The sequence below is a fragment of the Aequorivita sp. IT1282 genome (assembly GCF_058068205.1).
The window spans coordinates 472,545-486,662 of the sequence record NZ_JBYRHR010000003.1; the positions used below are offsets into that span (position 1 = coordinate 472,545).

The 14,118-nt window shown below is 39.8% G+C and carries 9 protein-coding genes; 8 read left to right on the forward strand and 1 reads right to left on the reverse strand.

The genetic code is table 11. The features are described from left to right. Positions 1-4 precede the first annotated feature (4 nt). Positions 5-3,718, forward strand: coding sequence for a metallophosphoesterase (locus tag AC3RVG_RS09085; protein ID WP_489691138.1), 3,714 nt, complete (start codon positions 5-7; stop codon positions 3,716-3,718). Positions 3,719-4,268: 550 nt separating this feature from the next. On the opposite strand, the gene AC3RVG_RS09090 is transcribed toward AC3RVG_RS09085, so the two are convergent. Continuing rightward, the gene (locus AC3RVG_RS09090; RefSeq protein ID WP_489691139.1) at positions 4,269-4,760 is read right to left on the reverse strand and encodes a Dps family protein; all 492 of its coding nucleotides are present in this window, start codon (positions 4,758-4,760) and stop codon (positions 4,269-4,271) included. A 397-nt stretch (positions 4,761-5,157) separates the two neighbouring features. On the opposite strand from AC3RVG_RS09090, the gene cysQ reads away from it, so the two are divergent. From cysQ to AC3RVG_RS09125, 7 genes are all read left to right on the forward strand, one after another. Continuing rightward, positions 5,158-5,946 carry a 3'(2'),5'-bisphosphate nucleotidase CysQ gene (gene cysQ, locus AC3RVG_RS09095; RefSeq protein WP_489691140.1) on the forward strand — a complete coding sequence of 263 codons (789 nt, stop codon included), beginning with the start codon at positions 5,158-5,160 and terminating at the stop codon, positions 5,944-5,946. Positions 5,947-6,088: 142 nt separating this feature from the next. After that, positions 6,089-6,451, forward strand: coding sequence for an endonuclease domain-containing protein (locus AC3RVG_RS09100; protein WP_489691141.1), 363 nt, complete (start codon positions 6,089-6,091; stop codon positions 6,449-6,451). 1,153 nt (positions 6,452-7,604) lie between these two features. Continuing rightward, positions 7,605-8,255 (forward strand): hypothetical protein, encoded by a 651-nt coding sequence (locus AC3RVG_RS09105; protein WP_489691142.1) that lies wholly within the window; start codon positions 7,605-7,607, stop codon positions 8,253-8,255. Between the two features lie 757 nt (positions 8,256-9,012). Then, a complete protein-coding gene (locus tag AC3RVG_RS09110; protein ID WP_489691143.1) occupies positions 9,013-10,389 on the forward strand; it encodes a nucleotide sugar dehydrogenase in 1,377 nt (458 codons plus the stop codon). Positions 10,390-10,631: 242 nt separating this feature from the next. Continuing rightward, the gene (locus AC3RVG_RS09115) at positions 10,632-11,630 is read left to right on the forward strand and encodes an SDR family oxidoreductase (protein ID WP_489691144.1); all 999 of its coding nucleotides are present in this window, start codon (positions 10,632-10,634) and stop codon (positions 11,628-11,630) included. Between the two features lie 68 nt (positions 11,631-11,698). Further along, positions 11,699-13,111 (forward strand): nucleotide sugar dehydrogenase, encoded by a 1,413-nt coding sequence (locus AC3RVG_RS09120; protein ID WP_489691145.1) that lies wholly within the window; start codon positions 11,699-11,701, stop codon positions 13,109-13,111. Continuing rightward, the gene (locus AC3RVG_RS09125; protein ID WP_489691146.1) at positions 13,108-14,118 is read left to right on the forward strand and encodes an NAD-dependent epimerase; all 1,011 of its coding nucleotides are present in this window, start codon (positions 13,108-13,110) and stop codon (positions 14,116-14,118) included. Before AC3RVG_RS09120 ends, AC3RVG_RS09125 begins: the two co-directional genes overlap by 4 nt.

Genomic DNA, 14,118 nt, shown 5'->3' on the forward strand with positions numbered 1-14,118 from the left:
ACCTATGGTTTTAAAGAAGTTCTATTTCATATTTTTCGCTGTTTTCCTCATTTCATCCTGTGCTACCTATGCGCCACAGTTTAAAAAGGTAGCTACGGAAGCGCTGTACCCTACAGAGAAAAAAATAGAAAAAACTTTTTACCTAGTTGGCGACGCAGGCCTGTCTCCAATGGGCGGCATGAGCGATGCCCTTGCCACTTTCAAAGAATATCTTAAAACTGAAAAAACCCAAGGTAACTACACCATTTATCTTGGCGATAACATCTACCCCGCAGGAATGGATCCAGATGGGCATCCACGCCGAAAAGAATCTGAAAACGCCATCGATGCCCAATATAAAGCAGTCAATGACTATAACGGAAAAACCATTTTTATTCCAGGTAATCATGAATGGTATAACAATGGGGTAGTGGGCTTAGCGCGAGAAGAGAATTATGTAGAATCATTATTTCCCGAGCAAGATGCATTTAGACCCAGCAATGGCTGTCCGTTAGAAAGCATAGCTGTTTCCGAGCATATTCAATTAATTGCAATAGATACACAGTGGTTCCTAGAAGACTGGAATAAAAATCCAACCATCAACAAAAACTGCGATATAAAAACCCGCGAAAAATTCTTTTTAGAACTTCAACTCGAACTAGAAAAGAACCAAAACAAAACAGTAGTCTTTGCTATGCACCACCCCATGTTTACTAATGGAAACCACGGTGGCTATTTTGCGCTGGAAAAGCACCTCTATCCATTTCAGAAAAAAATACCAATGCCCATATTATCGTCACTTATAGTGCAAGTGCGTTCGCAAGGAGGTGTTTCGGTTCAGGATAGGTATAATGAGCTTTATAATAATTTAATGGACCGCCTAAAAGAGCTTGTAAAAGATAACAAGCAATTGGTGTTTGTATCCGGTCACGACCATAATTTACAATATATCGAAAAAGACGGGCTGCGGCAGATTGTTTCGGGCGCGGGTTCAAAAGAGTCTTATGCCGCCACGGGTCAAGATGGATTTTTTAGTACGGGAGCACAAGGATTCGCTGTTTTAGATGTTTTTGAAGATGGTTCTTCCTGGGTGCGCTACTTCGTAGATGGTGAAAACAATAAACCGAAATTACTTTTTCAAAAAGAAGTAATTCCAGCTCCTAAAAAGAAGGATATTTCAAAATATCCCGAAATATTTCCACAGCAATATACCGTCCCCATCTTCAAACAAGACAGCATCAACGAAGCTCTATTTTTTAAAACAGTTTGGGGCGCAAAATATAAGGACGCATATTCGCAACCCGTTACGGCACAAGTGGCATCCTTAGACACCTTGTACGGAGGTTTGCGGGTACTTCAAGAAAATAAAACAGCAGATTACAACTCCCTTTTATTAGTAGATAATAGCGGTAACCGTTACCGAATGCGTACCATGGGTAAAAAGGCGCTAAAAATTTCTAGGAAACTGGTTTTCGAAAAGAATACTACCGAAGATTCTGAAGAAGAAAAAATAAATGTCCCCACAGTAAAAGGTCAGAATGCAAATTTCTACACCGCATCCCATCCCTATGCAATTATGTCTATTCCAGATATGGCACAGGCTATCGATGTTTTTTATACCACCCCCGAATTGTATTACGTCCCAAAACAAAAGCGACTAGGAGATTACAACGAAAATTTCGGTAACGATCTGTATTTAATTTCCATAGACCCTTCAGAAAGAAGTGAGGGTGAAGGCTTGTTTAAATACCCCGACGACGTAGAAACAACAGACGATATATTAATCAAACTTCGTAAAACGGGTGATGTTTTTGTAGATGAAGAAAATTATATAAAATCCCGCCTTTTTGATATGCTTATTGGCGATTGGGATCGCGAACCCGAACACTGGCGATGGGCAGAATATTACAACACCTATAAAAAAAATGTGTACGTTCCTATTCCTAATAATCGAGATAATGCCTTTTCTAGTTTCGAAGGAAATATTTTTGAAATCACCCGCTCCCTTTTTAGCGGTAGCTTAGAAACACATGTTTACGGTGAAAATCTAACCAATTTAGAATGGTTTAATAAAGAAGGGGTTATTCTAGATAGGGCGTTACTAGAAAATTCTGGCCGCGGACAATGGAAATATTTGGCAAAGCAAATTCAAGACAGTATTACAGATGCGGTTATTGAAAAAGCCTTCAGCAGAATCCCCACAGAAGTTCAAAACGAATCATTAAAAGATATTAAGGAGAAACTAAAGAAAAGGAAAGAAAACTTGGTCAATATTGCAGATCAATACTTCACTTATCTTTCCACTTTACAAACTATCGTGGGTACTGATTATGACGATTTATTCGAAATAACCAGACTGCCAGGCGGTAAAACAAACGTCCGAAGTTTTACTACCATAAACGGTGTAAAATCTGATACCTTAATAGATCGAACATATTCACGAAAAGACACCAAAGAACTTTGGGTTTATGGCCTAGGCGGTAAAGATAACTTTACGGTATCGGGCGATGAGGACAATCTAATTTACTTGCGTATCGTCGGGGGTCATGATGAAGATACTTTCGCTATTAACGAGGGTAGGAGGGTAAAGGTTTACGATTATCAAAGTGCACCCAGTATTGTAGAAACAAAAAATGGCGGCAGTCTACGCCTTACAGATGTTTACAATTTAAATACTTACGATTACAGAAAACAAATCGAACGCTCCCAAGGTCTTATTTCCGCAATTGGTTTTAATCCAGATGATGGTTTTCGGGCTGCGCTGCAATACGTTTATAGAGTAGATAATTTTCAACGCAATCCATTTTCGCAGCAACACATTCTAAATGCTGCCTACTTTACAGATATCAACAGTTATGAAATTTCTTATTCAGGAGAATACGCCAATATAAAAGACGATCTAAACCTAAGTTTTGGTGGGAGTTTTACAAGTCCGAATTATACAATGAATTTTTTCGGCTTCGGAAATGAGACTGCTAATCTACAAGCTGAAAACGGTTATGAATTCAATAGGATAGAAGTACAGCATATTACCGGAAATTTAGGCCTGCTTCGCAACAGTATTTTTGGTAGTTTTTACAAATTGCAAGCTACTTTCGATGCTTTTGAAGTAAACAATTCCCCAACCAATTATATTTCCACTGTCGATCTTCAAAATAAAGGAGAAACTAGCTACTTCGCAACTCTAGAAGGTATCTATAATTACCGCAGTTTCGATAATCCACTAAACCCAACACTGGGGATGGTTTTCGACTTAAATGTTGGGGTTACCGATAATTTGGAAGATATGGACGACCTATTCGGTTTTATAAAAACGCGCCTCGGATTTTACAACACTTTAATAAAAGCTAGAACTTTAGTACTTAAAACCAACCTAAAATATCAATTCAATATTGGTGATAGATATCAATTTTATCAAGCCGCTAATTTAGGGGGCGATAATGGTTTACGTGGCTATAGAGAACAACGTTTTACAGGAAAATCGTTCTTAGTGGGTAGCGCCGATATTCGCTATAGCCTCCCAAAATTTAAAATCGGACTCATTCCTTTTCAACTAGGTATTTATGGTGGCGCAGATTTAGGAAGGGTATGGCTAAGAGAAGATACTTCTCTAAAATGGCACAACTCCCGCGGTGGAGGATTCTGGATCAACGGCTCCGGTGGCCTAAATGCAAATCTGAGCCTGTTTAACTCCAAAGAAGGGAGTAGGTTAACCTTCGGTTTAGGGTTTGATTTCTAAATCATGAACATCCCCCCCAACCCCCCTTCAAAGGGGGGAGTAGCAATACGTCTTCGATATTAGCTTTTCGATTTCCCAATCCGGTGCCCTCGATACAAATTTTAGCTCCGCTTCGCTAGCTAAAATTCACTCGGTCACCTACGTTCCGCACGTCGTTCCCCCCCTTCGTCCTCCGAAGCTTTTTCAGCGCAGGGGGATCGTCGTTAATCTCACCTGTTCCTTCCCCTCACTAAAAAACTTCAATTGAAAGCCTAAACTCGAATAAAGGGGAAGGTGGCCACCGCAATAAAATCATCATTCGAAGCTCAAATCACAAACCGGTGGACGGAAGGGGTAAACTCCCATACCAACACAAAAAAAACTGAGTAGTCAGAATGTCACTTCCAACCAACTCAGCTTTTATAATTTATAATGTTAAACGCTTAATGTCTAACATCTAACATCTAACGTCTCACGTCTCACCTCACATAGTCGTGTTTCCCTTCAGTCGTGGTTCGTGGTTCCCTTCAATCTAAAATCAACAATCGTTAATCGTTAATCTCCAATCAGTCTAGGCTTCCGAATAATTCTCTCCACTCTTCATTGTCCAAGCATCAAGCATCCAACTTACTTTTTCAATATAACCAATAAAGCCACCAATCAAATCGATTGTGCCTTCATCACCTGCGTCATCAGCTTTTTCAATTACGGCGCGCATTTGTTTTAGTAATTTCCCGTGATCCTCTAGCAAAATTCTAACCATTTCTAGGTCTTTAGTATCTGAAGAAGATTCTTTAATATTACTCATTTTCAAATATTCAGTAAGATTACTGGTAGGTTGAAAACGAAGCGTCAAAATGCGTTCTGCTATTTCGTCTACTTTCATTTTTGCATCTTCATACATATCTTCAAACTTAATATGTAAGTCGAAAAAGTTATGGCCAACAACATTCCAATGGAAGTTGCGAAGTTTTTGGTAGTATAAATGATAATCTGCCAATAGCACATTAAGTTCTTTTGCAGTTGCAGTAGTTTTCTTTTTATCTAGATTCAAATATCCCATTTTATATAGTTTTTTAAGGTTACATCAAAGATAACCAACGTCATTGTGTCCATCAATTTTTCAAGAGTGTTTAGCCTTTATTTAACTTCGCAGAAACATCCCCCCCCTGCCCCCCCCCTTCAAAGGGGGGGGGATAGCGTCGCATTAAACTTTGGCTACTATTATAAAATAAATAAGTACATTCGTATTAGCTCCTCCCTTTTTGAAAGGGAGGTGTCCGCCGCAGCGGACGGAGGGTTTTTTGCCCATTTTAAACCCACAACCCACAACCCAACAACAATGTCACACTGAGCGCAGTCGAAGTGCCTATGAAAACGCAACCTACAACCTGCAACCCCATTTAACAATAAACAATAACAATAAATAATAATAAATAATAAACAATAGATAATAAACAATGAATAACCTATCCACCGCAATCCAAGCCGCCCTATCCGCTGGAAAGGAAATTCTTAAAATCTACGAGACCAATTTTGAAGTAGAATTAAAGGATGATAATTCTCCTCTAACCATCGCAGATAAAAATGCGAATGAGATTATAATGGGTTTTTTGAAACCAACCAATATTCCAATTATAAGTGAAGAAAATCGCCAACTCGATTATGCTATAAGGAAAAACTGGACCCAGTGCTGGATTGTAGATCCGTTAGACGGCACCAAAGAGTTTATAAAGCGAAATGGCGAATTCACAGTGAATATTGCGCTGGTTGAAAATGGTAAACCAGTATTGGGTGTAATCTATGTGCCAGTTTCAAAAGAGTTGTTTTTCACATCGGAAGATGGAAAAACATCAAAGAAAATTATTATTGCTACCGAAGATATTTCAATTGTAGAAATTTACGCAAATGCTAAAGAGATAAGTCCGAGTAAAGCTATATCTGTCATAAAAATTGTTGGCAGCCGTTCACACCATAATGAAGCCACAAAGAATTTCATTTCAGAAATAGAAAAGGAAAAAGAAAAAGAGGTTCAAGTAATCACCAAAGGCAGTTCCCTAAAATTTTGCCTGCTAGCTGAAGGCCTAGCACACATATACCCCCGTTTCGCCCCCACTATGGAATGGGACACCGCTGCTGGCCATGCTATTTGCAAAGCCGTTGGAGTAGGGGTAATAGATCTAACGACCGGTAAAGCAATGCAATACAACAAAGCTAATTTGCTAAATAATTATTTCATCGCAAAATAAGCTCCTCCCTTTTTGAAAGGGAGGTGTCCGCCGCAGCGGACGGAGGGTTTTTTGCACCTTTCCAAAATCAAGCCATCCGCCCACAGCGGACAAAGGGTTTTTTTTTATTAAATTTATCCAACACTTTTCATAACTAACCCTCATGAAAAAACAAATCCATACCCTAAAACACTTAAAAACTTTCCGAAAAGAACTTCGTGCAAACCTTACTCCCGCAGAGGCATTTTTATGGTCCAAACTAAAATCAAGGCAGTATGAAGGTAGGCGCTTCACGCGGCAGCATAGTATCGAGAATTTTATCGTCGATTTTTACTGCGCTTCGGAAAAACTAATAATTGAACTAGACGGACAAGGACATTTCAATCCTGAATCCCTAGAGTATGATGCCGCCAGAACCGCTAGACTGAATACATTAGGCTACAAAGTTCTACGCTTTGAAAACAAGATGGTTTTTGATCTTTTACCATCGGTACTATTAGAGATTAAAGAAAGTTTCAAACATTAAATAAAGCTCCTCCCTTTTTGAAAGGGAGGTGTCCGCCGTAGCGGACGGAGGGTTTCTTGCACTTTTTCAAAAGGGAGGTGTCCGCCGTAGCGGACGGAGGGTTTCTTGCACTTTTCCAAAAGGGAGGTGTCCGCCGCAGCGGACGGAGGGTTTCTTGCACTTTTTCAAAAGGGAGGTGTCCGCCGCAGCGGACGGAGGGTTAGTTGCAATTTCCAAAAGGGATGTGGATGCCAAAGGCAGACAAAGGGTTAGTTGCCCAAAAACATCCCCCCCAACCCCCCTTCAAAGAGCCTGTCCCGAATTTACTTCGGGAGGGGGGTAGCCCCCAAAATTCCCAACCTGCCGCGGCGGCGAGCTGTTTCGACTTCGTTTTCAATTTCGTGGTTCCCTTAAGTGGTGAGTCGTGTTTCCATTTGGTCCTAATTTCTGAATCTCACGTCTCACATCTCACGCCCGCCCGCCGCAGGAGGGTCTCAAATCTCACAACAAAAAGTCCCCCAACCCCAACGGGGAGAAGCCCCCAACTTGCCGCGGCGGGGAGTTCTTTCGATTTCGATTTCGTTTTCGTTTTCAATTTCGTGATTCCCTTAAGTCGTGAGTCGTGTTTCCATTTGGTCCTACATCTTACGTCCTACCGTCCTATGTCTCACATAAAAAAAGTTCCCCAACCTGCCGCGGCGGGGAGGTGTTTCGTTTATAATTCCTAATTCAACAGACAATGTCAGGGTGAGCAGCCTGTCCTGAGCGGAGCCGAAGGGCAGTCCCCCAATGTCAGGGTGAGCAGCCTGTCCTGAGCGGAGCCGAAGGGCAGTCGAACCCCCTTGGTAATCCCAACCAGTCTTCCTTAGTCATGATTTCAATTCAACCGACAACCAACAACCAACAACCAACAACCAACAACCGCCTACCAACCCCCCAGAAAGTTAAAAACAAAAAAAACCACTTTCAAGTAAAAATTATATAATATTGCACAAAAACGTTAAAATCTGTACTTTTGTCAAATAAATTTTATTTTTTTAACGTTATAGAAAATAATATTTTATATTGCTCATCTAATCAAATAGGTTCCCTCATCTATTGATTAGAGTAATTTTTTATGTGCCCCATCAAAAATTACTGCTGCATTATTGCGAATTTAACCTAAATTGATTCTATGAAATCATTAAAAATTACACTGGTTCTTGTAACAGTATTTCTATTATTTAATGCCACTATCTCGGCACAAGGAAAGGATTATAACCGCTTTTCTGTCTCTATTTCCACAGGTCTTCACGTCCCACTTGCACCTGGTGATGATATAGCACGTAGTCAATATATTGCTTTTAAGCAATTTCAATTATCAGGCCGATACATGTTCTCCAAAAAAGTTGGTATAAAAGGCCACTATGGTTTCAATCGCTTCGCAGATCCAGATAGTAAGGATATGGGTGTAAGCTTTAATAGAGTTGGATTAGAAGGAGTAGTAAATGTTGGTAGACTTCTAAATGTTGATTTCCATATTAGGGAGCAATTTGGTTTACTATTTCATACCGGACTCGGGGTAACCTTATCGAACCCTACAGGCACAACAGGAACCGACCACATAGGTAATATTCTTGCCGGCCTTACAGGAGAGATTAAAATTAGCAACGAAATGGCGCTAATGGGCGACCTAACCTATTTTGGCAACATAAAACAACACTACGGCTATAATGGTGCCAGCCTAAATGCCGGTGAAAAAGGCCTCTCTGGAGGTTTTGTAAATGTGAGTGTCGGAATAATTTTCTTCCTAGGCGAAGAAAGATACCACGCAGATTGGTACTAGGTTAGACGGTAGTCATTATACATTAGACCTTCAACATTCAACATTAGTCTGTAGTCATTATTCATTAAACATTAGCCATTAGACATTCGAAAGCCCGTCCTGAGCGGAGCCGAAGGGCAGTCGAACCCCCTTAGTAATCCGAACCTGTCTGCCGTAGGCACGATCACAAATCAACCGTCTACCCACAACCGACACCCGTCTAACACCTGCCCGTCAAAGGAGGGTCCTGTTTCCCATTGGTCCTACGCCTGCCCGCCGCAGGAGGGTCCTATGTCTTACCGTCCTAAGTCTCATGTCGCATGCCTGCCCGCCGCAGGAGGGTCTCACATCTCACGTCTAACGTCTCACATCTCAATTCTCACCTCCCAATTCCCAAATCCCGAATTAACAAATCAACCGACTACCAACTACCGTCTACCCATAACCCATAACAGACAACAGACAACAGACAACAGACAACCAACACCCGTCTCACACCCGCCCGTCAAAGGAGGGTCCTGTTTCCCATTGGTCCTACGTCCTATGTCTTACCGTCCTACGTCGCAAGTCTCACCTCTCACATCTCACCTCTCACATCTCACGTCTCACATCTCAAATCTCACATCTAACGTCTAACCCCTACATTTCCCAAAATAACCCTTCCAAAACACAAATCTATTTTTATCTTTGTCTCCTAAAAATAAGCAGTGCTATTTTCTCCCCTATGCACATCTTTTGTAATAATTACTAACATAATACAACACACATAATCAATTTTATGGAAGTTTCGAAAACGACCCAAGAATCTCCAAAGCTAGCTGAAGGAGAAAATTCAGTTAAAATAGGAATTATTGGTTTAGGCTATGTCGGCCTACCATTAGCACGACTTTTCGCCACTAAATACCCAGTTGTGGGTTTCGATATTAATAGAGGGAGAGTAGAGGAGTTACAAAATGGACACGATAGTACCCTTGAAGTGGAAGATGAAGTGCTTCAAAAAGTGTTATTAAAGGCAAATACTTTGGTAGCGCATACCTTGAACGAAAACGGGGTTGATAATCATAGTCAATCTATAAAGAACGGCCTCTTTTGCAGTACAGATCTTATGGATGTCCAAAGCTGTAATTATTATATTGTTACCGTACCTACTCCAGTAGATAAAAACAACCGCCCCGTACTTACACCATTATATGCTGCCAGCGAAACAGTTGGTAAGGTGCTTAAAAAAGGAGACACAGTAATCTATGAATCAACTGTTTATCCAGGTGTTACGGAAGAAGAATGTGTGCCAGTCTTAGAGCGTGTAAGTGGTTTAAAATTTAATACAGATTTCTTCGTGGGCTATTCCCCAGAACGCATCAACCCAGGCGATAAAGAACATACTGTTGATAAAATATTAAAAATTACTGCTGGTTCTACTCCAGAGTCAGCTAAAGCTATTAACGAACTTTATGCATCTATAATTACGGCAGGTACTTATTTGGCACCGAGTATCAAGGTGGCAGAAGCAGCTAAGGTAATCGAGAATTCACAACGTGATATAAACATCGCTTTCGTAAACGAGCTTGCAAAAATCTTTAATCTCCTAGAAATCGATACTCATGAAGTATTAAAAGCAGCTGGTACTAAATGGAACTTCCTACCATTTAAACCCGGTCTTGTTGGCGGACATTGTATAGGGGTTGATCCGTATTACTTAGCACAAAAAGCGCAAGAACGCGGCTACCATCCAGAGATAATTTTAGCTGGTAGAAGACTAAACGATTCTATGGGTGAATACGTTGCCTCTCAAGTAGTAAAGTGTATGATTAAAAAAGGCATCGCCATCGGCGGCGCTGAAGTGCTAATGTTAGGCATCACCTTCAAAGAAAACTGCCCCGATGTTCGCAATACCAGAATCGTAGATGTTATAAGCGCCTTAGAAGACTATGGCGTAAAAGTAACCACCTACGATCCTTGGGCAAACCCAGCAGAAGTAAAACACGAATATAACATAGAAACCACAAGAACTCTTGATAAAAGTAAATTTGATGGTATCGTTTTAGGAGTCTCACATAATGAATTTTTAAAGATGGATTTAGAGCCGTTTAGAAAAGAGAACTCGGTTGTTTACGACGTAAAAGGAGTATTAGAAAACCCAACAGCGAAATTGTGATTCGGGATTTGTGATTCGGGATTCGGCAAGTTATTAAGCTCGGTATAGCCCTAATCTAAGTTGACAACGTGCTCCTTCCCCTTTTTCAGGGGAAGGTGGCAGCTGGGAGAAAGGTTGATTAAAAGCTAAATTTCATATTCAGCTGACGGAAGGGGTAATTCTCTAAACAGGACAAAGAAAAAAAAAGTATTGAAAATCGAACATTGGGAATTTTGTCACATCACTCATCTCAAATCTAAAAAATGAACTTAGATCAATTTAGCATATTAAAGAACAAAAAAGTCTTGGTAACCGGTGGCGCCGGCTTCATCGGTTCCAACCTATGTGAAGCCCTCCTAGAAATCGGTGCAAATGTAATTTGCCTAGACAATTTTGCTACCGGTCATAGACACAATATACAGCCATTTTTATCAAATAAGAATTTTAAGCTAATCGAAGGCGATATCCGCAATTTAGCAACTTGCCATACTGCTTGCAAAGGACAGGACTATATTCTGCACGAAGCAGCTTTAGGTTCAGTACCTCGATCCATCAATGATCCAATTACTTCCAACGATGTTAACGTAGGCGGATTTCTAAATATGCTTGTTGCCGCTCGCGATGCTAGTGTAAAACGCTTTGTGTATGCCGCAAGTAGTTCTACTTACGGCGATAGTGAAGCTTTGCCAAAGGTAGAAGACAAAATAGGGAAACCTCTGTCACCTTATGCTATTACAAAATATGTGAACGAGTTGTATGCTACTATTTTTCATACAACCTATGGATTAGACACCATCGGACTTAGATACTTCAACGTCTTCGGCAGACGCCAAGACCCCAATGGGGCTTATGCGGCAGTGATACCATTATTTGTAAAACAATTTATGGCGCACGAGAGTCCACTTATTAATGGGGATGGCAGTTATTCCCGCGATTTTACATATATAGATAATGTGGTTCAGATGAACCTTTTGGCTATCACTACAGAAAATAAAGAAGCGCTTAATCAGGTGTATAATACTGCCGTTGGCGATAGAACTACTTTAGTGCAGCTTACTGAGCTTCTCAAAAAACATTTGAGTACTTTTGACGTCGCTATTGCAGATATTGAAATTACACACGGACCCAACCGCAAAGGAGATATTCCACATTCGTTGGCTTCTGTTGAAAAAGCGGAGAAGCTAATGAATTATAAACCAACTCACGCTATTAATAAAGGCATAGAAGAGGCGGTGGAATGGTATTGGGCGAATTTGAAATAATAAAAAACAATAGAGAATAGAATAGATTGGTCTAACATCTCAAGTCTAATATCTCATATCTATAAAAAATGAACATTAAAAACATTTGTTGTATCGGTGCTGGATATGTGGGAGGCCCCACAATGGCTGTATTAGCCCTAAAAAACCCAGATATTAAAGTTACGGTCGTTGATATTAATGAGACCCGTATAGCCGCTTGGAATGATAAGGATTTAAATAACCTCCCAATTTACGAACCTGGCTTAACAGAAGTTGTGCAAGAGGCTAGAGAAAGGAACCTTTTTTTTAGCACAGAAGTTGAAAAAGCGATTGATGAGGCCGAAATGATATTTATTTCCGTAAATACACCTACTAAAACTTATGGTAAAGGGAAAGGGATGGCTGCTGATTTAAAATACATTGAACTTTCTGCTAGGCAAATTGCGAAAGTTGCTACTACTAATAAAATTGTTGTTGAAAAATCTACGCTCCCTGTTAGAACCGCCCAAGCTATTAAAGATATTTTAGACCATACTGGCAATGGAGTTAAGTTTCAAATTCTTTCAAATCCAGAATTTTTGGCGGAAGGTACTGCCGTACAGGATTTAATGAAGCCAGATCGTGTTTTGATAGGTGGCGAAGAAAGTGTGGACGGTCAGGAAGCAATTAATGCCTTAGTAAATATTTATGCTACGTGGATTTCAAGAGAAAACATACTTACCACAAATGTTTGGTCCTCAGAATTGTCAAAATTAGTGGCCAATGCCTTTCTCGCTCAACGCGTATCGTCAATTAATGCTATTTCTGAGCTTTGTGAAGTAACTGGCGCCGATGTAAACGAAGTAAGTAGAGCCATTGGGATGGATAGCCGAATTGGACCTAAATTCTTACAGGCTTCCGTAGGTTTCGGAGGCTCTTGTTTTCAAAAGGATATTTTGAACCTTGTATATATAGCAAAATCCTATGGTTTGCATAAAGTTGCAGATTATTGGGAGCAGGTAATCATCATGAACGATCACCAGAAAAATCGTTTTGCCGAAAACATAATTTCTAAACTTTATAATACAGTTTCTGGTAAAAAAATCACCTTCTTCGGATGGGCCTTTAAAAAGGATACTAACGACACTCGCGAGTCTGCCGCCATATATGTGGCCGATGCGCTTTTAAATGAAGAAGCTGAAATTACGGTTTACGACCCTAAAGTGAGTGAGGAAAGAATCTATTCCGATTTAGATTATTTGAATACCCGCAGCCCAGAAGAAAATAGAAGATTATTAAAAGTTGTCAATGATCCGTATCAAGCTTGTGAGGATGCACACGCAGTCGCAATCCTCACCGAATGGGATGAGTTTAAGGAATATGATTGGGTAGGGGTATATAAATCAGTTATTAAACCGGCTTTTATTTTTGATGGTAGAAAGATTTTGAATGGTAAAATCATGACGGAAATAGGGTTTCATTACGCTGCAATCGGAGTTTCAAACTTAAACGGCACATCATGAAAATACTAGTTACAGGTGCTGCTGGATTTATTGGCTATCATTTATGTGAGAAGTTACTTTCTTTAGGTCATAATGTAGTTGGTTTAGATAATATTAATGATTATTATGATGTCAATCTAAAACTAGCTCGACTTAAAAATTTGGGGGTCAGTGAAAACAGTATCAAGTATAACAAATTAGTATCGAGCGAATTGCATAACGATCAATTCCATTTCATAAAATTGAATTTGCAAGATCAGGAGCACTTGCCATTGTTATTTGGAACGCACAGTTTTGATATGGTTTGTAATCTCGCAGCCCAAGCAGGTGTTCGCTATAGCATTGAAAAACCAATGAAATATGTAGAAAGTAATATTGTTGGTTTTGTTAATCTCTTAGAATGTATTAGAAATGCTAATGTCAAAAAGCTTGTTTATGCCAGTAGTTCCAGCGTTTATGGAATGAACGATAAAATTCCTTTTTCCACAGAGGACAATGTAGATCATCCTATCAGTATGTATGCTGCCACCAAAAAGAGTAATGAGCTCATGGCACATACTTATAGTCATTTGTTCGGTATAGAAACTATAGGCCTGCGCTTCTTTACAGTGTATGGGCCTTGGGGCAGACCAGATATGGCAATGTTCTTGTTTACAGATGCTATCTTAAATCATAAACCGATTAAGGTTTTTAATGAGGGTAATCTTTCAAGGGATTTCACATATATTGATGATATCGTTGAAGGAGTGGTCGCAACGCTACTTTATGAACGAAAAGAAAAATCAAGTTATTCCTTGTATAATATAGGAAACAGTAAACCAGTTAAACTTATGGATTTTATTGAGGCAATAGAAGGTGTAACGGGTATAAAGGCGATTAAAGAAATGTATCCTATGCAAGCTGGAGACGTACTACAAACGTGGGCAGATACCACTTCTTTACATAATGATTATGAATACCGACCTGAGGGAAATATTAGTAACGGAGTAAACAAATTTATAACGTGGTATAAAGAATATTATAAATAA